The organism is Pirellulales bacterium, assembly GCA_035656635.1.
Classification (GTDB): Bacteria; Planctomycetota; Planctomycetia; order Pirellulales; family JADZDJ01; genus DATJYL01.
In genome coordinates, this window is the sequence record DASRSD010000067.1 from 1 (window position 1) to 23,135 (window position 23,135).

16 protein-coding genes and 1 other RNA gene are annotated in these 23,135 nt (G+C 51.8%); 4 read left to right on the top strand and 13 right to left on the bottom strand.

The features are described 5' to 3' along the window. The 6 genes from VFE46_05870 to VFE46_05895 all read right to left on the bottom strand — a co-directional run. On the bottom strand, positions 1 to 698 hold a 698-nt coding region (locus VFE46_05870; GenBank protein ID HZZ27518.1), incomplete at its 3' end, for a hypothetical protein. A 158-nt stretch (positions 699 to 856) separates the two neighbouring features. After that, positions 857 to 2,092 carry a cyclic dehypoxanthinyl futalosine synthase gene (mqnC, locus tag VFE46_05875; protein HZZ27519.1) on the bottom strand — a complete coding sequence of 412 codons (1,236 nt, stop codon included), beginning with the start codon at positions 2,090 to 2,092 and terminating at the stop codon, positions 857 to 859. A 22-nt stretch (positions 2,093 to 2,114) separates the two neighbouring features. Next, the gene (locus VFE46_05880; GenBank protein ID HZZ27520.1) at positions 2,115 to 2,918 is read right to left on the bottom strand and encodes a menaquinone biosynthesis protein; all 804 of its coding nucleotides are present in this window, start codon (positions 2,916 to 2,918) and stop codon (positions 2,115 to 2,117) included. A gap of 128 nt (positions 2,919 to 3,046) precedes the next feature. Then, positions 3,047 to 4,831 (bottom strand): hypothetical protein, encoded by a 1,785-nt coding sequence (locus VFE46_05885; GenBank protein HZZ27521.1) that lies wholly within the window; start codon positions 4,829 to 4,831, stop codon positions 3,047 to 3,049. 33 nt (positions 4,832 to 4,864) lie between these two features. Continuing rightward, positions 4,865 to 5,617, bottom strand: a complete 753-nt coding sequence (locus tag VFE46_05890) for an ABC transporter ATP-binding protein (protein ID HZZ27522.1) — start codon at positions 5,615 to 5,617, stop codon at positions 4,865 to 4,867. 69 nt (positions 5,618 to 5,686) lie between these two features. Beyond that, entirely contained in the window at positions 5,687 to 6,727 is a 1,041-nt protein-coding gene (locus VFE46_05895; protein ID HZZ27523.1) for a hypothetical protein, read from the bottom strand. Positions 6,728 to 7,525: 798 nt separating this feature from the next. Between VFE46_05895 and moaC the strand changes: the two genes are divergently transcribed. Continuing rightward, entirely contained in the window at positions 7,526 to 8,032 is a 507-nt protein-coding gene (gene moaC, locus VFE46_05900; GenBank protein ID HZZ27524.1) for a cyclic pyranopterin monophosphate synthase MoaC, read from the top strand. Positions 8,033 to 8,149: 117 nt separating this feature from the next. On the opposite strand, the gene nrdR is transcribed toward moaC, so the two are convergent. The 7 genes from nrdR to VFE46_05935 all read right to left on the bottom strand — a co-directional run bounded on the left by nrdR (position 8,150) and on the right by VFE46_05935 (position 14,575). Beyond that, the gene (gene nrdR, locus VFE46_05905) at positions 8,150 to 8,620 is read right to left on the bottom strand and encodes a transcriptional regulator NrdR (GenBank protein ID HZZ27525.1); all 471 of its coding nucleotides are present in this window, start codon (positions 8,618 to 8,620) and stop codon (positions 8,150 to 8,152) included. A 97-nt stretch (positions 8,621 to 8,717) separates the two neighbouring features. Continuing rightward, positions 8,718 to 10,400: an RNA polymerase factor sigma-54 gene (gene rpoN / locus VFE46_05910; GenBank protein HZZ27526.1), complete on the bottom strand. Its 1,683-nt coding sequence runs from the start codon at positions 10,398 to 10,400 to the stop codon at positions 8,718 to 8,720. Between the two features lie 109 nt (positions 10,401 to 10,509). Beyond that, positions 10,510 to 11,103 (bottom strand): recombination mediator RecR, encoded by a 594-nt coding sequence (recR, locus tag VFE46_05915; protein ID HZZ27527.1) that lies wholly within the window; start codon positions 11,101 to 11,103, stop codon positions 10,510 to 10,512. Positions 11,104 to 11,151: 48 nt separating this feature from the next. Further along, positions 11,152 to 11,526 (bottom strand): YbaB/EbfC family nucleoid-associated protein, encoded by a 375-nt coding sequence (locus tag VFE46_05920; GenBank protein HZZ27528.1) that lies wholly within the window; start codon positions 11,524 to 11,526, stop codon positions 11,152 to 11,154. Between the two features lie 67 nt (positions 11,527 to 11,593). Next, positions 11,594 to 13,507: a DNA polymerase III subunit gamma/tau gene (gene dnaX, locus VFE46_05925; protein ID HZZ27529.1), complete on the bottom strand. Its 1,914-nt coding sequence runs from the start codon at positions 13,505 to 13,507 to the stop codon at positions 11,594 to 11,596. A gap of 54 nt (positions 13,508 to 13,561) precedes the next feature. Next, an RNA gene (gene ffs / locus VFE46_05930) (signal recognition particle sRNA small type) lies at positions 13,562 to 13,660 on the bottom strand. 255 nt (positions 13,661 to 13,915) lie between these two features. After that, complete coding sequence (locus VFE46_05935) at positions 13,916 to 14,575, bottom strand: metal-dependent transcriptional regulator (GenBank protein HZZ27530.1); 660 nt, start codon at positions 14,573 to 14,575, stop codon at positions 13,916 to 13,918. A 207-nt stretch (positions 14,576 to 14,782) separates the two neighbouring features. On the opposite strand from VFE46_05935, the gene VFE46_05940 reads away from it, so the two are divergent. The 3 genes from VFE46_05940 (at position 14,783) to VFE46_05950 (ending at position 23,068) form a co-directional block, all read left to right on the top strand. Beyond that, entirely contained in the window at positions 14,783 to 16,591 is a 1,809-nt protein-coding gene (locus VFE46_05940) for a fatty acid CoA ligase family protein (GenBank protein HZZ27531.1), read from the top strand. Further along, positions 16,588 to 17,610 (top strand): NAD-dependent epimerase/dehydratase family protein, encoded by a 1,023-nt coding sequence (locus VFE46_05945; GenBank protein HZZ27532.1) that lies wholly within the window; start codon positions 16,588 to 16,590, stop codon positions 17,608 to 17,610. Before VFE46_05940 ends, VFE46_05945 begins: the two co-directional genes overlap by 4 nt. Before the next feature lie 250 nt (positions 17,611 to 17,860). Then, the gene (locus VFE46_05950; protein ID HZZ27533.1) at positions 17,861 to 23,068 is read left to right on the top strand and encodes a lamin tail domain-containing protein; all 5,208 of its coding nucleotides are present in this window, start codon (positions 17,861 to 17,863) and stop codon (positions 23,066 to 23,068) included. Positions 23,069 to 23,135: the final 67 nt, after the last annotated feature.

A 23,135-nucleotide genomic window follows, 5' to 3' on the forward strand; every position in this document is an offset into this window, starting at 1 on the left:
ATTAAGTATTGAATCACGAATGGCGCGCAGGCAGTGAGAAGCAGAAAAGCGACTCCAACTGTCAGGCGGATCGAACGCTGGGAAGCGTACCAATCGGCGATCATCAAAACAGGGACGCAAATGATGGGAATTAACTTAAAGCTAATGCTTAATCCCAGTATGGCATAACTGGCGATCGACCAAGCAAGAGATCGACGGCTCGCTTCCAACGAATGAACCCAGCAAAAGGCCCAAGCCATAACCAAAAACAGCAATGCCATGTCAAGGCGATCGTATAACAGGTGCGCAAGAATCGACGTTAAAAGCGTGTAAGTGAAGGCAGCCCACGGTAGCATCTGCGGTCTGCGGACCCAAACAATCCCCAATAGCAAGAGGAACGAGCCGACATCGCACGCGCACATAATTCCGCGAAATACTTGCTTGTAAAATGCCAACGCCGATTTCAGTTGTCGTGGATCTTGCAAATCGGCCGTCGTGTGTGAATCGAGAAGCCGGGGTATGTAGATCGCCCACCAGGCTAGCGGTGGATACTCAATACGCGATTCCCCTTGATAGGGTGTCACGTGTTCGTCAGCGACTTGAACTGCATAGATGAAATATGGGTTTTCGATATCCGATGACCATGCCTGAAAAATACACAAAATGTACACGCGTGACGCAACAAACAATACAATTCCAGCGAACAGTTGAAGCTTCACGTGGTTTTCCAAACGGCGAACCGCCCGCGATGGTTCGGGGCATAACGAAACCTTCGCGGATTGCGTTGGCTTTAAAGGCAAAGAACCGTTTGGCCGCCGATGGCGCATTGGTTGATGCTCATTGGACTGCTGGCGGAAGCCAAAATTGGGCACCGGCCTTATGCCGTTCCATCGCCGGATACAATCGTAAGTGGCGAGTTTGTTGCTATTTCCACATTTAGAGGCAGGGAACGATTCCGCGCACCGGAAACGAGCTGCCCTGCGTTTCGAATTTGCTCGTAACGAGCTCGATTGGCTTCGATGGCGGCTTGTTCGTGCTGCAAATCAATCAATTCATACCACACATTACGCTGCCGCGGGGTATAGCCAAGTTCTTCAATCGAGGCTCGGATTTCGTCCAAAGTAAGATAATGAACTGTGCCCGCCTCTGCTACGACATTCTCTTCAATCATCAGGCTTCCCATATCGTTGGCACCGAACAACAATGCCAACTGACCGATCTTCAATCCTTGGGTTACCCAACTTGATTGGATGTTGGGAAAATTATCCAAATATAGCCGACTAACCGCTTGCGTTTTCAAATACTCAAACGAGCCAGCCGGCGAAACATCGGCCATATCGGTATGTTCCGGTTGAAACGTCCAGCAAATGAACGCGGTGAAGCCGCCAGTTTCGTCTTGCAATTGTCGCAAGCGTTCTAGGTGCTCTATTCGTTCTGCCAGAGTTTCTACATGACCGAACATCATGGTGGCCGTGCTGCGACCGCCAAGATCATGCCAAACGCGGTGCACATTGAGCCAATCGTCCGTCAGCACCTTCCCACGTGTAATCTCGTTGCGAACGCGATCAACAAGAATCTCTCCACCGCCGCCGGGCAAACTTCCCAAACCCGCTGCTTTCAATCGCTCAAGCACCATCAGTAACGGCAGTTTGGAAACTTTCGTGAAATGATGAATTTCCGGCGGACTGAACCCGTGAATATTTACCTGCGGAAAATGTCGCTTGATGTCGCTCAGCAGCTCTTCGTACCATTCCAGATTGAATTGCGGATGCAATCCACCTTGCATCAGAATCTGGTCGCCGCCCAGTTCAACCGTCTCACTAATTTTTTGCAGAAGTTCATGTCGTTCCAATACATAGCCATCGGCATGCTTGGGCGGCCGATAGAACGCACAAAAATCGCACACCGCCGTGCAAATATTCGTGTAGTTGATATTGCGGTCGATATTGTACGTACGAACCGAATCAGGATGCAGTCGGCGCGTAACCGCATCAGCAGCCCGACCGATGCTGGCTAAATCGTGCGATTCTAAAAGCCGCAATGCTTCTGCAGCGCTAATTCGTTCGCCAGCGATAGATTTATCAAGAATCGACTGAATCGATGTCGCAACCATAACTGTTCTTGAATCGTCCGTATTAAATCGAAATACTCATGCCGGCGAATTGAATGCCGGCCGGGGCAAGTCCCAATTCATTAGCTTTCCGGTAAAATAACTGCAATCCGTGGATTTCATCCGGACCGAGATAAAAATGCAAGTGGTCGCGCAAATATGCTAGACATTGGGGAATAGTTAGACCTAATGGAGCAGCCTCCGCTTCCGCGATTTGCTCCAAATTCGTTACGCCGCAGTCACGGGCCTCGGCCAGTGCCGGCTCTAGCTCACGAACGCTAACCCCCTGTCGTGCCACCCACATGGCAAACACGAACGGCAAGCCGACCCAGCGGCACCATTGATCGCCCACATCCCAAACTTCGGCAAAGCGGCCGGGGGGAGAATGAATGGCCCGATCGCCAATTAACAATACCGCATCCGTATTTGCCTCATCCCAAGCGGCGCCAATTGGAAGTGGCCGGCAAACTGGCTCCAGTTGAAATCTCTCCTTAAGCAAAATACGAATCAACGCGGCACTGGTCCGTGAACCCTCATCTAATGCCAAAGTACGAATTTCGGAGACTGGTGTGCGGCAAAACAGCTTTACGCTTAATACAGGCCCACGGCAAGCAATGCAGGCATCGGACACAATAGAATACGCGGGGTCTTGGAAGTATTCAATCGATGGGATTAACGCCACATCGAGCTGACCGGCCGCCAAATGATCGGCTAGCCGACTGGGCAAATCAAAACTCAATTCAACCTGCGGCGCAAATTGTTGCAACCGATAAACCAACGGCTTGGTATTCAAATAATTAACCGCCCCGACCTTGAGGCGTGTGGCCATAATTTCCTCCCGTTGCGACGCAGACGACCTCGTGGCCCACCGTGGCCAGCCTGCATGATTTTCCTTCTCCGATTGTAGAAACTCGCCAGGCATTCGGAAAGTGCGACCTATCGCCGGTCGTGAAACTACTAGAGTTCCAATTTCCGAAACGCTCGCAATCCTACGCGCATGGGCCAAATGGTGGCTACTACGCCGGTGAACAGCGTCAGCGCCATGCCGGAGGCAATTCCAGTGCGACTGCCTAAAAAATGCAGGCACTGGTCGACAAACGTTTGCGGTGCCTCCTGCATTGAACCCAAAAACAAATGCACCGGCAGCGCGGTCAACAACACAATCACTACGATGTATGCCGCGCTGATGACCAGATTTAGCGTGCCGCCGAAGCCGGCCGCAATTTTTGAAGGCGATTGTTCACGTAAATCAGGCATTTTTGCGCCCAAGCCCACCGCAATGGCCGACAGTCCCATGCATAGCACGATGCATGATATCTGGTGAAAAATAATCACCAGCGGCAAGTTAATCTGCAGCATTAAATCGCTCACCAATACCAGCATGGTGCAAGGCAACAACGAGCCAATCGCAGCAAATAAAAACTTCGACCACAAAATGGCATCCCGATGAATTGGCAATAAACCCAAAATCCACAGGCGCCGTCCTTCCAAGCTAATCATTGGATAAATAAATCGCGTCGTAAACGTAGATAAAATTAAGCCAACGACCGCCAAATTCAAAAATCCGATCATCGCCGAATAATTTGGAATGTAACTCAGGCGGCGAATATTGACCACGTACAAGCCAAGTAAGCCAAATGAAATGATAAATTGCGACCACTGCACCGGATCGCGACGAAAAAGTCGGAAGTCTTTCACTAACAACAGCCGTACGTCACGTGGCAAAAAGAACAAGCAACGGATTAACGCTCCATCCAACCACCAAGTACTGGCATGGCGCCGTTGCGTGGGTTCATCATATAGGCGACTATAAGTGACACGGTACAGCTTGGCGGCCAGCCAAACGCCCACTAAATTGAAAAACAAGGCATTTGAAACCAAGAGCGCCAAATACATCAAGCTCTGGGCCCACGGTGGATCTCCCAACGGAACCAGCACAGAAGACCGCGACGCCTCTAGCAACCCTGTGCTTAGCCACCAACTGGGTAATAGCCGCTGCTCAGTGAAACGCAAGCGGGAAAACATCTCCTGGAACCATTCTGGCGTCATCAAATTATTTTCCGCCCCATTGAACATCGTCCAGGCCAGCCAAGACAACGACAGAATTGCCGCCACTAAGCTCAGAACCAATGCGTGCATCCGAACGGACGGCAGACGATTTACAAGCAACAGGCACAGTATTCCGCCAATCGCGGCTGGAATATGCACAAACGCAATAACGAACGGCAACAACAGCGCGAAGTAATACCATGGTGCCGAAGTCGCCACGCCATAGGCCACCAAGGTAGGACTGCCCAATAAGACAAATCCCCAACTACTAAACCAGACCGCTTCTTGAAACTTGTGCTGAAAAATGCGTTGCGCGCGGACCGGCGTGGTCATTAAAAACGCCACTTCACTGGAATTGAACAGCGCATTGTACAGGATGATGCCGGACGAAAAAATCAGCATCAACATCAAAGCCAAAAAGAAAGCATTGAAAAGTGGCTCGATCACATTGGTATGGATCGACGGCGACGATAAAAACGTAAAGCCATGGTAGAATAACACGAACAGTCCGCACCAAAAAAACAAACTGAGCGAACCAACAAGTGATATTCGCAACCGTGCCGAGGCCAACATCCAACGCAGATTTGCAAATGCCGAACGCCAACGAAGCTGCCAAAATAACTGCGCTTCATCATGCGCGTCGAGCAAACCGCCCACCGGCGGAATAAAATCGTTAACGGCAGCCGTGGCCATGGAAATATCTTTTTTTGCTTCCGAGAAATTCGTTCAAACTGACTCGCGCGCAGCCGCTTCCTCGGCCGTGGCCGTCAGATCGAGGTACATGCGTTCCAAGCTGGTATGTTCCTGTGCCAATTGTTGCCGCAATTGGGCGACAGTGCCCAAAAATTTTAGTCTGCCGCGATCGACAATTCCAATGCGATCGGCAATTTCCTCGGCCAGCCCCAAGGTGTGAGTTGACATAAACACGGTCATGCCGGCATTCGCCCGTTCTCGGAGCAAGTCCTTCACCAACCGCATGCTGCGCGGGTCGAGTCCCACCATGGGCTCGTCCAATACTAGCACTGCCGGATCATGCAATAGCGCAGCCGCAAACACAACCCTTTGCTTCATGCCGTGCGAATAGCTTTCTGTCATTTGATCAACGAATTCCGCGAGACTAAAATTTTGAATTTCACGCGCAATTCGAGTCGCTGCTTCTTCACGACCTAGGCCGTACAAATCTGCGATAAATTGCAAAAACTCGCGACCGGAAAGCTTTTCGTACAGATAGGGTTCTTCCGGCACGTAACCCAGGCAGCGGTTGGCCTGACGCGTTTCGCGGACAACATCGTAGTTGCAAATCCGGACTGTACCGACGGTGGGTCGCAATAAGCCGACCAACATTTTGATGGAAGTTGTTTTGCCGGCGCCGTTGGGGCCCAAGAGCGCAAACAACTCGCCGGGCGGAATGGCTAAGGTCAAACGGTCAACCGCCGTTTTTGGTCCATAGTTTCGCACTACTTGGTCGAATTCGATCATCGCTGTCTTCAAAAACTGATTTCGGCGATCAGAAATAAATGCCGACTAACATCGCCTGTTCGCCATGACTCAGGGCGGTGGACTAGTCACGGGTTCGGTAGGATCAGGGCCAGTATCGGGCACACTGAGATTGGAGTTTGCGGGATTTGAATTGGCGTTCAATGGCCCTCCAAATCCGCCTCGCCGGTGCATATGTAACCTGCCCTCCGGCTCTTCGTCTTTACTTCGTACGGCAAGTTCATCCGACCGTTCCGGAGAAAGTCGCAGAAAAGTCAAGTCAGAACCCAATATCGACACTTCCTGCTTGAGAACTGCGCCATCATCGCGGACCCAAATTCTGGCTCGTGGTTGACTCGTGGAGGATAGTGCCGATCCGGAATCAGCACGATATTCTACTAAATTGACTGCCGCTCCCTGGCCTTCCCATATTAATACTTCGCGACGTTCGACCCGAGCTTGCAACACATCTACAGGATTGTTCGGCGGTCGCAATGGACTGAATACCGGCACGGTCCATTCTTGTCCAATCCGCAGGCCGGTCAGGCACAATTGTGGCGATAATTCGTCAGATACGAGGGCGTCGCCAGGCAAATAGGTATCGAACGGATATTCCACTTCACCAGCGCGTACCACAATTTTTAGCAACGTTCCATTCACAGTTCCTTTTATTCGGATGACATCGTGCAAGCCATCGATCCGCAGCGCCGAGTTGAACTCGGACAAATATCCAAGCTTATCAATTACCAAATGACTTTCCACGAACATGCGGAAGTTATCACCAGGTGGAACTGCTGTATGCATCAATGCTCGCATCCAGGCTGGCGACAACTCTTCCAAAGGCACGTGTTCAAAATGAATGCGGCTTTCCACCTCGGTCATGTCGCTATTCTTTTTTTGTAGCGAAATCACCGCATAGCCCAACTCCTTACCATTAAGTGACATATCCCAAGCAACATGCAAACCTGCTTCCGTCGCTTGGAGACTATACATGGAGTGATAGTTCGGTGGCTCTCCGCGGCGCAGCGGAGGCAAAATTTTGGCCACAACTAACCATGTGCCGGTCGTTAGCCAAACCAAAACCACGGCGGTATTAAACCATCGGCTACCCATGCACGCCACTTTCTAATAGATACACCGAAATGGAACTGTATTATTGCACAGTTACTATCGATTTCCACTTCAAGTACTGGCCCATTTTGGTTTTAACCACCATGCGCTACTCAAGGTATCGCGAAATCCTTGAATCAACCCAATTTTGCCGCTTGGGATTTCGCCAGATTTCTCATTCCCTGCAGCAGAAAAGATGGGAAATGCCGGCCAACGTATTTTACCAAAGAATCAGCAAATAGCTGGCACGGATGGCAACATATAGCTGTCGCCCTATTGCCAACTGCTCTAATCGCTGATTTTCAGTTTTATTTCGTCACTATTGCCCCGCAGTTCGGGGGCATACATTGCGCTGGCTGCGGCAGGCAGAGCGCTAAATTGACCTGGAACCTCAGCCCGCATAGCACTGCAAAGGTCGTCCAAGCCACAAGCACCATGCCCATTGGTACAACCATTTTTGAGCGACCAAACGGATTTCCAGTTACCATTTTTCTATGCTCGCCAAGGGAGCAAACTTCATTGTTGTAAAACAATTGTGATCTACGTTTCTGTTATTCTTTAATTACGGAAATGAAAAACGTTGCAACTGCTCCCCTTGTTGGGTTTTCGCATAATTCCAAGAGCTAACCCAATCGGCAACAAATCATGGCCGCCAACCACAGAAGACATCGCTTTAGTATCTTGAAAGTTAACTGAACCATTTGTATGCCGGATAGTCGCGTTATAGGCAGCTGCCGTTAGTGCGACAAGAGCGACCTATTTTTACTTACAAGCGAATCGCGCCCAGTGTATCATAGTGCCATGCCACACGAACTCTCTCATTTCGACGAGCATGGCGCCAGCCGCATGATCGATGTGAGCCAAAAATCGATCACTCGGCGAAGCGCCAGAGCTAGCGCGATGGTAACAATGTCGACTGCAACCTTGTCACTGGTGCACAATCAAAAGTTGGCAAAAGGGAACGTACTTGAAATCGCTAGATTAGCTGGCATCATGGCCGCCAAGCGCACGGCGGATTTAATTCCGTTGTGTCATCCATTGCCGCTTGATTCCGTGACCGTCGATTTTGCTTTTCCCGACGAAGCCGAAAATTCGCGCCAAAATAGCGGCATTGTGCACATTGAGGCCACGGTCTCCTCTACCAGCAAAACTGGTGTAGAAATGGAAGCGCTTACAGCCGTCAGCATTGCGGCACTCACCATTTACGATATGTGCAAAAGCGCCGAGCGAGGTATGAGGATTGAGCATGTCCGGCTTGAGGAGAAATCTGGCGGTAGAAGCGGCGATTGGAAAGCATCGAGCGAATAGACAGGTTCGCGAGTTGGATGATTTTTACAGTTCTCCCTTTTCATCCAAACAAAGTCGCCGAATTCGCCAAAGAGTGGCGATGTCAAAGCGTGATTGAATGTAGACAAAACAGCGCGATTATTTTGGCGCTCGCTTGGCTTCGGCTAAAATTGGCTTGAGTTCTTGCACGAAGTCCCGCAAATCCTTGAACTCGCGGTACACACTGGCAAAGCGCACATATGCTACTTGATCGACGTCACGAAGATATTGCATCACCAGATTACCCAAGTAACGGCTGTCCACTTCAGTTTCGAAATTCGTAAATGCGTTATTTTCCACTGCCGTCACAATGCCTTCCAATTGTTCGTCGCTCACCGGTCGCTTCCAGCAGGCTTTAAGCAGACCAGATTTGATTTTTTCCCGATCGAACGGTTCACGCACGCCATCCTTTTTCACAACGTTAATCACCGGTTCTTCAACGCGCTCGTAGGTTGTGAACCTGCGGCTACAATGTACGCATTCTCGGCGGCGACGAATGGAAAAACCATCTTGCCCCGTGCGAGAATCAATTACTTTATCGTTATCCACACGGCAATAAGGGCATCGCATGCAGTTACTTTACAAATCTGGATAGCGGCAAATTAAGAGTGTGCGCAGAAAAACTGAGAGTCGATAGAGGAAACGATCGAATTCAATGAGAATTGCCTTAGCCAAAACGAATAGTTGATTTCCCATCCAATGATGCAGGACGATCGGGATCAGTTGCTGGGGGACTACTCAGAATTGGTGCTTGGTCGTTCGCCACTGAAGCAGGTGATTTAACCTGCTGACTCGCGGGCAAGCTGCTCAATTCCGGCAAATGATTCTCCGGAAGAACCAAACTGTTTTCCTTGGGCGCAACTTCTTTTGGTGCCGCTGTCCAATCGCGCCGCTGGCGAGAACTAGGAATGTTCATTGCCTTGCGGTATTTGGTGACGGTCCGCCGTGCTACTGTAAGCCCATGCTTACCTAATTCGGTTACTAAATCATCGTCGGATAGGGGACTGGCCTTGTCTTCTTTGTCAATGATTTCTTGGAGCTTCATGCGGACCGTGTCCCACGCTACTTCTTCACCATCAGCACTAACGGTGCCTCCCACGAAAAAGCGTTTGAGCGGGAAAATCCCCCGCGGCGTTTGAATCCATTTATCATCCACTGCCCGGCTCACGGTGGTCACGTGCACGCCCACCTTGTCAGCAATTTGCTGCATCTTGAGCGGCTCAATGGCCTCGGGCCCCTTGTTCAAAAACTCGATTTGATGATCGACAATCGCCTGCGACACCCGAGTGAGCGTATTGCGTCGCTGCTCAATGGATTCAATAAGCCACTGAGCAGCGTTGATTTTTCGCTTAATATATTCCCGTGTTTTTTCGTCCGTATCTCCGCTCATCAATAGTTTGCGATAATACGGACTGATAAACAAATTCGGGGTGCGGCCATCTTCCAAGCGCACTTTGTAGCGCCCGTTTTCACCCGGCTCAACAAATACGTCTGGCTCCACCGGTTGCACGTAGGTTGATGTAAATGCCGCGCCGGGCTTCGGGTTGAGGTGACGCAAATGCTCTAGTGTTTCCTTAATGAGCTCCAGCGAATAACCGGTTTTGCGTTCGATCTGCGGCAAACGGTTGTGTTCCAAGTCTTCGAGATGGTTCGAAATGAGCGTCTTCAGTTGCTCGTAATAGTCCATTCCGGGAACTAGCTGCAAAAGCAGACATTCCTTCAGATCACGAGCCCCTACGCCAGGTGGATCGAGTTTTTGCACAATCGAGAGCGCCTGCCGAGCCAATTCCAGTTGTGCCGGCGGTGCATCGGGCTCCACGAAGTCTTCTAGGCGGCTTTGCAGATAGCCATTGGCGTCCAAATTATAGATAATTCGGTCGCACCACTGGCGGACTGTGGAATCCAATTCAAACCAACTGAGTTGATGATGCAGATAATCGTTGAGGGACTCAGGCCGATCCACGGCGTTAGCCATGGCATCGTGCTTGCGTTCACCTTCTTCCTCCATCCGCGTGGCCGAAGGGCGGCTGCGTTCCTCGAAGTGATCGGGCCATTCTTCATCCAATTGCAACAGACGTTCAAAATCGTCTTCGTTGTTCTTTTTTTCGTCGACGACGAGTTCACGTTCTTCGACAGTGGGGGCATTAGGGTTTTCCTGCTCCGCTTGCTCTTCCGGCAGGTCCGGATCGAGCTCTTGCAATTCCAACGTCTCATTTTCCTGCATCTCTTGCTCAATCCGCTCCTGCAAAGCGAGGATTGGCAATTGCAAGATTTCCATCGACTGGATCATACGCGGCGCCAGAATTTGCTTCTGGACCATCCGCATTTCTTGGCCGAAGGAAAGTCGCATAATAGAGCTCAGAATTCAGGGTTCAAAAATCCAACGTCACATGTCATTCGCTTACTACTTAATTCCCAATCAACTACCGACCACCTCACCCTAACTCTACCATTTTTGGCTAAAACTTCTGTCGCCCGGACAGGGCATCCGCTAAAATTTCTTTGTTCGCAAATTCTAGTACGCTGCCCGTAGTAATACCCCGGGCGAGGCGAGTGATTTCAACTGGAAACCCAGTCAATTGCTGCGAAATAAACAAGGCCGTGCCGTCTCCTTCTAAGGTCGGATTTGTGGCCATAATTACTTCCCTAAACTCGCCGTTTCTTACCCGATTTACTAAAGCGTCGATTGTCAATTGGTCTGGCCCCATCCCATCCAGCGGTGCAATCCGCCCCAATAATACATGATACAACCCCTTATAGGTTCCCGGCTGCTCCAAAGCGATCAAATCGCGCGGCTGCTCCACTACGCACAATAAACGTCGATCGCGTTTTGGATCTCGGCATATTTCACACTCATCGGTTTCCGATAGGTTAAAACAGACCTTACAGTAGCGAACGTTCTCCTTTACATCACGAATGGCATCCGACAGAGCCAACGCGTCGGTTTTCGAAATTCGCAATAAATGGTAAGTAATTCGTTCCGCGCTTTTACGGCCTATGCCTGGAAGCCTGGCTAACTGTTCAATCAGCTTTGTGACGGACTGAGTGATCAAGGTTTAACAATTCGATGCTTTGGCAAAGACTGAATATTCGATCCAATATTATTCGGGTTCGGAGGATGGCTGAACGTCGAGGGAGCCGGCGCCGAGCGCTTCTTTCAGGCCCGGCAGATCCATCCCATCAGTCAAGCCACGAAGAACTTCCGCATGCAGTTCCTTCGATTTGGCGATGGCGGCATTCACCGCTGCGGGAACTAAATCTTCCATTAGCTCTCGGTCTTTGCGTTCAATCAACGATGGATCGATCGTAACTCGTAAAACTTGGCCTAATCCATCAACCTCCGCTTCGACCATGCCACCGCCTGCTTTGCCAGTGGCTCGGCGAGTTTTGAGTTCCTCGTTCATGGCCTGCATGCGACTGCCGACTTGCTGAGCCTGCTTAACGAGCGATGCCAGGTTTGTAAGTCCTTTGAACATGTTGTTTTTTGCTAGTTTTTGATTTCTCTTTGCATCCGTACGATTTCAACAAACCCATTGCCTGCCACTAGCCTTTCGCTGGCTCCTCCAGTCGTTGAGCGGTCGCCTCAAACAATTCCATGGCTTGCCGAACAAAAGGGCGCTGACATGCTTCGTACATTCGTTGCCGCGGATTGGCAGCTCTTTGTGGCTCCGCAGGTTTAGTTGTCTCGTCATCGCTCAACCGAAATTCCAACTGCAATGCGCGACCAGCTAGCTCTTCGATGATTTCTTTCAATTGCAAAACCATCTCAGGCCGTTCGCAGAACTGCTTGCAAAAATTATACCTTTTAGGAAAGATAACTACTAGTTTATTTGGCGCGGAAATTGCAGCATTTTTAGCCTGTTGTGCTTTTTCCGCAGCTAAACCTCCCAAACGTTCTGCAGCTATCTGCCAGATTTCAATCGCAGATTTTGAGGCCGTTTCGTTTTCCTTCAAGGAGAATGGAGGCCCATCCGCTGAATTGATCCCGAGCAAATCTCCATTTGCTTCATTGATTTGCAGCTTTTCTTCTGCGGGCCGCGCAGTGGCACAGTCGAAGGGTGAGCGAGCAGTGTTCGCTTGATGCAGCGATGATTCGTTTTTACCGTTTTCCGGCTGCACTTCGCTTGGAATGACGGTTCCCGATGCCGCCGACTCATTGAAATCTGAGCTGGCGCATATTATAGGCTCAACGTGCTTTTTTTTTGATGCCACAGAGGAAGTATCTGCTTGGATAACCGCCGTACCAGCAGCCGTCGTAGCAGTTGGGAGCCATCCCTCGCGCATTTGAGAAATCAACTGCTGCAAAGCATCAAGGTCTTCCAGTTTGCAGATCCGCACCAAAGCAATCTCCGCTACTGTACGCGGGTGCGTCAGAAATTTCAGCCGAGAAATTGTCTGATCAAGAATTTGCAATACTGCAAGAATCGTCTCTAGCCCTAAACGTAGACCGGTGCTACGAACCTTTTCGAATTCCCCAGCCAAAACGTGCAACAGTGCATCTGCAGGACAACCTGCCGCAGCCGCCATTACATCTCGGAAATAACCGAGTAGTTGGGAGAGCAACTGCCCAACATCGACGCCATCCGACACGGCCTGGCCTAACTCCGCCAGCGCCGCTGCTGCATCACGTGCAATCAGTTTTTCTACCAATCGCGAAATTCGGTCTGAACCGGCCGTGCCTAGCAAGCGATGCACGTCGGCTACAGTAATTCCCTTTGATCCAAAGGCTAATAGTTGCTCCAGTAGTGATTGGCTGTCGCGCATCGATCCGGCGGCCCGGAGGGCCAAAAGTTCGAGCGCTTGCGGCTCAGCGTTTACTCCCTCGCCAACGGCAATCTGTCGCAGACGTTCGACAATTTGCTTGGTTTGAATTCCGGCAAAATCGAACCGCTGACACCGGGAAAGAATGGTGATCGGAATCTTTTCCGGCTCAGTTGTGCAAAAAATGAACTTCACGTGTTCCGGCGGCTCTTCTAAAGTTTTCAGAAGCGCGTTGAACGCGGGTTCGGTCAGCATATGCACTTCGTCGATGATGTAAACTTTGAACCGAGCTCGGCTCGGCCGTACGTTCACATTTTGCCGCAGTTGGCGAATTTCATCGATACCGCGATTGCTGGCCCCGTCAATTTCCAGAACGTCCATGTCTTCGCCGGTAGTAATGGAACGGCAAATATCGCACTGGTTGCATGGCGTCGGCGTCGGCCCATTCTTGCAATTCAGCGCCTTGGCCAAAATTCTGGCCGCTGAGGTTTTCCCAGTTCCGCGAGCCCCGGTGAAAAGATAAGCGTGCCCTACTCTGCTGGCTGCAATCGCCGCCGCCAGCCCTTGGGCCACATGTTCCTGGCCAATCAATTCCGAGAACGTTTGCGGGCGATACCGCCTGGCAATAACGACATATCCTCCGGCCCGCCCTACGGCTTCATGTGCAATTCCATCCGTGGTTATTTCATCGGCCATACGATTCAATGCGGTCAATCAATATTGATACATGCTCAAGTTGCACTGGCGACTCCCGATGAGAGGTCCTCCGCACAAAAAGGTGACTGCTTATGGCTGCTGTATTTCTACCCTGACCAGGTTCACAGGCCTCCATTGCGGGGACCTCTCATCGGAAATCGCAGCCGCTATCACAAGTTTTACGATCAACGAGGCATGACGTCAAACGGCTGGGTCATTAGGATAGAATTAGGCAGCCGAACCAGCGATGAAAATCCCGCCTTAGGAGCTTGGTCAAGCGTGCCATCGCGGCCAGAGCTGTTGCCGCTTTTGAGCCAATCGATGTATTACGGAGTTAGGGTAGCATGCGTAACCATGTATTGGGGAATGACGGGTGGACCAATGTCAAGTGAAAATGCCCTAAACCCATCACGGTTGAGCAACGAGCAATTTTTCCGCCACGTCGCGCCCCAGCGATGTCACTTGTCCACCTACTTCAACTGAGAGCGAGCCCGCCTCCATCCGGTTTAGCAGCACCTTTCCCTGCGTGCCCGGCGAAAGATCCGCGGCCGTTAGGTAACGCAGAAATTCCGGCGACTGATCGAGCACACGGATCAATCGGAAAGGCTCTCCTTCGCGGCAGGAGGCCAGGCTGTGCGTTGTTGGCGCGGCAACCGAACCATCAGCCCGAGGAATTGGATCGCCGTGTGGATCGGAATCAGGGTAGCCCAAAAAGGCGTCGATACGATCGATCAACAAATCGCTGACCGCGTGCTCCATGTGCTCGGCCTCTTCATGCACTTCGTCCCAGTTGAGGTCCAGCGTACGCACCAAAAACAGTTCAATCAACCGATGCCGCCGCACAACGCGCAAGGCCAAGGCATGCCCCGAATGTGTAAGTCTGGCCCCATGGTGCGGCGTATATTCCGCCAGGTTACTCTCCCCCAGCGTTTTAAGCATGCTGGTCACGGTACCTGGTGAAACGCCCAGCGCTGCGGCCAATTGACCGGTGGTCGCTGGTTCACCGTTCTGTTCCGCACTGATCTGATAAATTGCCTTGACGTAGTTTTCGACGGTTAAACTAGGCAAGTTCAATTCCTCCCGTGGAATAGCCCGTCGTTAGAAAACCTGTGCCTCCAGGACATTTAATTCTAGCTCGAGCTCGCCACTCCGCATACCCGTCCCCCAATTGCGAGAAATCGTTAACAACGGCATGATGTAGGCCTTTGTGCCTTCGGAGCAGGATTTCTGAGCAAGCGGCTTTCCTTGAATTTTATGCTGCGCGTTCCAATTCCCATGCAACCGATTACATGCACCGCCAGAACAACATCTGCTACGGTACATACAAAGGCGAATGTATCGCAGCGTCTTGCTGAAATTGCCAGGCTTATGCCCTCGGCGGTGGCTATCGCCGAACCATGTCGAAAAAAACATTCTTCCGTTCCAGATGATCCGACCGATGAGGTTCTAATTTGTCCATCTGGCTATCGATGCCTGTCATTTGCAAAGCTCGATACCGATAGTACCAATATTGCCGCCGGACTCGACAAGTTAGGCATTGAACCAGGCATGCGCATTGCATTATTGCTGCAACCAGGAATCGATTTCGTTTCGTTGATTTTCGCTTTATTCAAACTCGGCGCAGTACAAGTCCTGATTGATCCTGGCATGGGGATGCGCAATGTGATTCGCTCCCTGGCAGAAGTTCAGCCGCAAGGCTTTATTGGCGGGTCAGCTGTACACTTTGCTCGATTATCGATGCAAAATCTATTTCCAGCGGCTCGCTTCAATGTGGTCGTTGGCAATAGATGGTTTTCGCGAATGCCAACGTTGAATGAAATCCGTCGTATTGGCGCGAGAGTATCAAATTTCCAGCCCGAGGCCACGATTGCTGCTACGCCCGCCGCCATTATCTTCACCAGCGGTAGTACAGGCCCGGCCAAAGGTGTGTTGTATCGCCACGGAAACTTCGACAAGCAGGTCAGCCAAATCCAGAATTTTTATGGGGTTCGGCCGGGAGAAATCGACATTTCCTGTTTCCCGCTATTTGGGCTGTTTAATGCCGCAATGGGTGTCAGCAGCATCATTCCACAAATGGATGTCACTCGACCTGCTCGTGTCGATCCGCGGCATATCATCACCGCAGTGAATGACTGGCAAGCCACCCAGGCATTCGGTTCTCCGGCAATTTGGAATGTTGTTGGACGATATTGTGAGGCACAACATCTCCGTTTACCTAGTTTGCGACGCATTCTTTCGTCCGGTGCACCAGTTGCGGCGCATATATTGCGTCGCATGACTGCCTGCATTCACCCTGAAGGAGGCATGCATACTCCCTATGGTGCTACCGAGGCGTTGCCAGTGGCGTCTATTGCAGCTTCCATAGTTCTTAACGAAACTTGGGCTCGCACAGAACAAGGAGCCGGGGTATGCGTCGGCAACAGATTCGAAGGTATTTGCTGGCGGGTGATCCGGATTACCGACGATCCAATCCCCAGTTTGGACAGTACGAAAGAAATGCCGTGCGGGCAAATCGGCGAACTCATTGTCCAAGGCCCAAATGTCACTACCGAATATGTGACGGAGAGCAACGCCAACGCGAAAGCAAAAATATACGACAGCACCGGATTTTGGCACCGCATGGGCGATGTCGGATATTTGGATGAACGCGATCGCTTCTGGTTTTGCGGCCGCATGTCACAGCGAGTAATCACAAGTGTGGCCGGGAACGATCGTCGCTTCGCCCACGGTCCGGCACCGACAGATACGACGATGTTCACAATTCTCTGCGAGGCCATTTTCAACCAGCATCCTGATGTATCTCGCTCAGCGCTGGTCGGCATTGGCTTGCCGGGGGAGCAAGCACCGGTGATTGTAATTGAACCGCAGCCGGGCCGATATTCGCGCGGTCGAAAACAGCGTGAAAAGTTGATTGCCGATTTACGAACGCTCGCCAAATCGGCTAACTGCTCTCCACCGATCCACGACTTTTTAATCCGTAAATCGCTCCCCGTCGATGTACGGCATAATGTAAAAATCAATCGCGAACAGTTGTCTCATTGGGCTGCGCGAAAAACACGGCCACGGCAAGGACAGAAAACGTGAGCGTTCTCGTCACCGGTGCCGCTGGCTTTTTAGGCCGGCACATCGTCCAACAAGCGCTGGCTCGTGATAACCACGTGCGCGTATTTTGTCGCACGCCAAAAGCTTCTTGGGCTGCGCTGTTTGGACTGAAATCGGAGCATGTTGAAATCGCGGTAGGCGACATCCGCGATCCGCTTGCCGTTGATGCTGCCCTAAATGGCATGGACACGGTCTTTCATGTAGCAGGCGTGGCAGGATTGTGGGGGCCGTGGAAGCATTATTTTCAAGTCAATGTGCAGGGTACGCAAAATGTCATCGCCGCTTGTCGCCGCCATGGGGTTCGACGATTGGTATATACCAGCAGCCCAAGCGTAGTTTTTACCACGGCAGATCAATGTGGCGATGACGAATCGCTGCCCTATACTCATCGTTGGCTGTGCCATTACTCGCACAGCAAGGCCCTGGCCGAACAAGCCGTTTTGGCTGCCAACATCGAAGGTGACTTAAGGACCTGTGCATTGCGGCCGCATTTAATTTGGGGCCCGGGCGATCGTCACTTATTGCCGCGCCTCTTGGCCAGCGCTCGTTCTGGGCGGTTGCGCAAAGTCGGCAATGGCCAGAACCTCACCGATATCGCTTATGTCGATAACGCAGCTGCCGCACACTTGCTGGCTGCCGACGCGCTTATTCCTGGATCGCCGGTTTGTGGCCGCTCTTATTTCATTAGTCAAGGCGAGCCGGTGAACTGCTGGCAATGGATCGACGAATTGCTGGCCTTGACTGGCTTGCCCGCCGTGAAGAAAAGCATTTCGGTTACGCAAGCCTGGCGCGTCGGACTGATGATGGAAACTGCATACCGGGTATTACGATTGCGGACAGAACCGCCCATGACTCGGTTTTTGGCGGCTCAGCTTGGGCGTTCGCATTGGTTCGACATTTCCGCCGCCCGCCGCGATTTTGGCTACCAACCAATCGTAACTACTACCGACGGAATGTCCCGCCTGAAAGCTTCGTTTGTTAGCGAACCAACCTATGTGTAAAACCACGATCTATGCACTTTGCAACCGCTGGAAATTACACCGCAAATTAATGGATGCATGATTTTAGATTGCTTTACCTCGATTTTGAAGCTTGCTATGCTAACAGCAGCTTACACGCCTTGCTAATAAATTCGGCGAGGCAAAGTCCGATCGTTTTGGATCGCGGGGGGAAAGAGGAGCTCTGGGAATGGCGATACGCCGAAGACGGTGGCACAAAAAAACTGGGCCCCGCCTGCTCACTTTGCGCAGCATGGAATTTGAGCGATTGGAATCTCGCTGTGTACTGGCCGTAATGATCAACGAGTTTCTGGCCAGCAACGTGCACGGGATTTTCGATCAGGACGGTGCCCACTCCGATTGGATCGAACTGCAAAATACCGGCTCGTCAGCGGTCAATCTGGGCGGCTGGTATCTCACCGATGATCTCGGTAATCCCACCAAGTGGCAATTCCCTTCCACAAATCTAGCGGCCGGCGCATTTCTGACCGTGTTCGCCTCGGGAAAAAATCGGGCTGTATCTGGCCAAGAACTGCACACAAATTTTGAATTGAACACCAGTGGCGGATACTTGGCGCTGGAAATGCCCGATCAAACAATCGCCTCCAGTTATGCGAGTTACCCGGCGCAATTGGACGATGTGTCGTACGGCATCACCGCCACCTCCACCACAACCGATATGCTCGTCGACGAGGATGCACCTGTGAAGGTGTTAGTTCCTGCCACCACTTCAACGCTGGCATCGAATTGGAACACCGTGGGCTTCGACGATTCCAACTGGCTGGCTGGGCAAATCGGCGTGGGTTACGATACCGCCCCCACCGCTACGCAAGATTACCGACCGTTTATCAACACGGATGTCGGCGCCATGATGAATGTTTCGCCGCAGCGAAATGCCGCTTTTTTACGATTGGCATTCTCGGAAACCAATGTCAGTCAATTGACTTCGCTCACACTACAACTGCGTTATGACGACGGCTTTGTTGCCTATCTCAACGGCACCGAAGTGGCACGAGCAAACTTTACAGGCGCGCCTGGATCAGGCTCATCGGCCTCAAACACGCACACCGACACACAAGCAGAAGTTTATCAGAATTTCAATATCTCATCATTCGTGAACAAGCTTGTGAACGGCAATAACGTACTGGCAATTGCCGGATTAAATCAGTCCGGCAATCTGACGGATTTTTTGATCGACCCGCTGCTATCGGCTGGACGCAACAATCCACCGACCGTGGGCTACATGTCCACGCCCACGCCCGGCGCCGCCAACAACACCGGCTCCTTAGGGTTTGTAGCTGACACCCAGTTTTCGGTCGATCGTGGATTTTATAGCGCGCCTTTCAATGTTGCTATCACCACGGTCACACCCAGCGCGACCATCCGATATACCCTCGATGGCAGCGAGCCGACCGCCACCACAGGTTTAATTTACACCGCACCAATTCTCATCTCCACGACTACGAATTTGCGCGCGGCTGCCTTCAAGGTCGGCTATACGCCCACCAATGTCGATACAGAAACCTACGTCTTTCTCAACGATGTGATTCATCAAACCGGCGCGAACCTGCCCGACTATGCAACCTGGGGCCATTCCGGGCCGGATTGGGCGATGGATCCGAACATCGTCAACAATCCCACTTATGCCAGCCAAATTATTCCGGCCTTGGAAGCCATCCCGACCATGTCCATCACTTTGCCCTGGGACAGCATGTTCGGACCGAATGGGCTAGGCATTTATATTTCCGGCGCGGGCATTCCGGAAGCTGCCTCGACTGAATATTTCAATGCCGATGGCACCCAGCAATTTCAAATTGACGATTCGATCCAAATCCAAGGCGGCACAAGCGACGACCGCTGGAAGCAGGACAAGCTTTCCTTCCGCCTTAAGTTCACTTCCGATTATGGCCCATCTAAGCTTGATTTTCCGCTGTTTACCGATTCGACGTTCGACCCGGAAGCGGCCACATCGTTCGATACTTTAATCTTGGACGCGGAATCAAATAACGTATGGACCCATCCCGATGCCACTCAGCGCGGCCGCGAAACCGGCGTGCAGGACCAATTCGTGGCCGATTTACAAAATCTCGCTGGCGGAAATGCCCCGCATGGCACGTACGTGCAACTTTACATCGACGGCTTGTATTGGGGCGTGTACTACGTGCACGAACGGCCCGACGATTCTTTCGATTCGTCGTACTTGGGCGACGACAAAGACAATTACGATGTCATCAAGCACAATCCCACCACGCCGGTCAACAATAGCACGACGGCCGTTCCGGATTATGCGACTCTTTTAGCCGCCGTCCGCCAAAACATGACCGTGCAGGCCAACTATCAGGCAGTGACCAACCTGCTGGATACTAAGAGCTTCATCGACTACATGATCATCAACTACTACGCAGGTAATACCGACTGGGCTTCCGTCACGGCCCAACACAATTGGTATGCCAGTTACGATGATGTCAGTGGCACCGGAAAGTGGCGATTCGCAAGTTGGGATGCCGAGCATGTCTTCGAGAATCTTACAGACAATGTAACCGGCGTTTTACAACCGGGCGGCCCGACGGACATCTTCAAAGACCTGATGGCCAATTCAGAATTCAAGTTGCAATTTGCCGACGAAGTTCAGCGTTTAATGCTCAATGGCGGACTGCTCACACCGCAATCCGCGGAATCGCTGTTCACGCAACGAGCGGGCGAATTGAATTTGGCCATCGTCGGCGAATCGGCACGTTGGGGAGATAACTACACGCCCGGCGTGCCCTATACAGCTGCCCAGCGAAACGGCAATGTACAAAGCTTGTTGACGAATTACTTTCCGAATCGCACTTCTACCGTACTGAACCAGTTCATCGCCAATGGTTGGTTTCCGTCCTTGGCTGCTCCCGTCTACAGCGAATATGGGGGAACCGTCAGTCCCGGGTTTCAACTCAACGTGAGCCTTCCAGCGGGTTCTCCTACTGGCGCCGTCGTTTATTACACACTGGACAATTCCGATCCGCGTGTCACCGGTGGAGCGATAAGTTCCGGCGCACTTCCAGCTAGTGGTCCCATTGCCATCAATGCGTCCGAGCATGTGAAAGCGCGTGTCTATGTCAGCAGCACAAGCACCTGGAGTCCCTTGGTCGATTCTATCTTTAAGCTGACCACACCCTATCCTGTACGAATTGTCGAACTGAACTACCATCCCGCCGATCGCCCCGGCGTTACAGATTCCGACGATATGGAATTCGTCGAGTTGCTCAATACGGGTACACAAATGGTCGACCTGAACGGCGTCAAGCTCGACACTGCCATTACTTATCAATTCACCACTTCGCTCCAAATTGCTCCGGGACAGCGAATTGTCTTGGCGCGTGACCGGTCGGTATTTCAATCGATCTATGGCGCAGCCGTAAATTTAGCGCCGGGAACCTACTCGGGCAAATTGGCAAATTCCGGAGAAGAAATTCGGTTGCTCGATCCCTTCGGCGACGTACTGCAAGATTTTACCTATAGCGATGATAGTCCTTGGCCCAACCGCGCAGACGGCAAGGGCAGCTCATTGGAAATTATCGACGCGTTGGGCGATCCGACCGACGCCGACAATTGGCGCTCCAGTTACGAATATGGCGGCACGCCCGGCACCGCCGGCAAGGGGCCCGCAGACCGTGTCGTGGTGAACGAAGTGTTAAGTCGCGAAGATTCGCCTGCCGTCGACGCCATCGAACTGCTGAACACTACTGCCTCGGCCATCGACATTGGCGGTTGGTATTTGAGCGACTCGAGCGACAACTACAAAAAGTATCAAATCCCTACAGGCACAATCATCGGAGCCGGCCAGTATCTGGTGTTTGATGCCATGCAATTCGATTCATCCACTCCCACGGACGGCAATATTCCGTTTGCACTTTCCGGTACCTCGGGTGACGACGTCTGGCTTTTATCGACCAATGCCAGCGGAACATTATTGAACTTTGAAGATCATCAGAATCTCTCGGCTGTGGCCGACAATGTTCCGCTGGGGCGCTGGCCCAATGGAACCGGAATTTTATATCCCCAAAAATCGATCACATTGGGCGGCCCCAATAGCGGCCCTTTGATTGGGCCGGTGGCATTTAGTGAAGTCATGTACAATCCGGTCGGCGGCAATCCCGATTTGCAATATGTCGAGCTGACCAATCTGACCACGCAAGCTGTTGCTTTGTCAAACACCATTAGCGGATTTGGCGCTGTACCCTGGCAAATCAACGGGTTGGTTTTCAACTTTCCGCTGGGCACAATCATTGGCCCGCGCGCCAACCTGTTGATTGTGGACTTCGATCCCAGCAATCCGGCCAACGCTTCCAAGCTTGCCGCCTTTCGTGCTGCCTATGGACTGGATGCCAGCGAGCAAATAGTCGGCGGCTGGACCGGCACGTTGAATGCCAATGGCGATGATTTGCAATTGCTGCGCCCCGATACGCCATCGTCCGACAACCCGACGGTGCTGCCCTATGTGTTGGTGGACGAGGTGGATTACGGCATTGCTGCACCTTGGCCTTCATTGCCTCACGAGCAAAGTGGAATGTCTCTCACTCGTATTTCGTCACGGGTATTCGGCGATGAGCCAACCAATTGGGTCGGCGCCCCGCCTACGCCAGGCCAATCCGATCTGGTAGGGATCAATCTGGTGCATGGCGATATAAATTATGACGGCCACGTAGATGCATCAGATCTCGTGTCCATGATGCAAATGCTCGTCAACATGGCCGGTTATCAATTGAGTCATACTTTGACCGATTCCGATTTATTGTTCATCGCCGATATCAATGGCGATCACCATGTGAACAATGCCGACCTGCAATACCTCATCGATCAATTGCTTAACGGCGGCGGCTCGACCTCTGCGGAGAACGGCACCAGTGAGGCGATGGCTGCTTCCAACACCGGCAACGCCGCAGCAGTAGTTCACATAAGTGGGACCACGACATCGACGTCTTCCTCAAACGACTCTGTAACTTCTACTTCGGTTGCTCCTGCCTCGTCACTGAATTCTGTTGATGTGGTAGATGCTGCTCTTGCGCCCCCTTGGAATGGCACCATCCTCTCGCGTAGCTTTTTGCCCACAATAAGCGATTACACAAACATTGATACCGCAACCGCCCCACTACCTTCAGATTTGACAGCTGATCCTCCACTTTCGTCCAACAGCGATATGGTGACCGACCCTTCCCTGCAAAACGTGCAGATAATTTCCTTCGAGGCAATCGCTGTTCCAATTTCGTCCAATGAACCTTTGCGGTTGTCCCGGCCAGCGGAAACGTCCCCAGAACAAGCTTCGCTGCCAACAAGGTTAACCCGGCTCCTACCGGCATCAACCGATCAAGCGCCCGGGGATGCGAACTTGCACGCGGACAGGCATCCACACAGGAAAAGTTGTGCTTCAGAAGATGATCATTTAGACGAATTCTTTGCCCAATGGTCCAATTGGGAGTAACTGGCCAAGTCGACATGAATTACACCGACCGAGTTTGGCAGGCATCGTTTCTGGTTCGCCCGCTGTC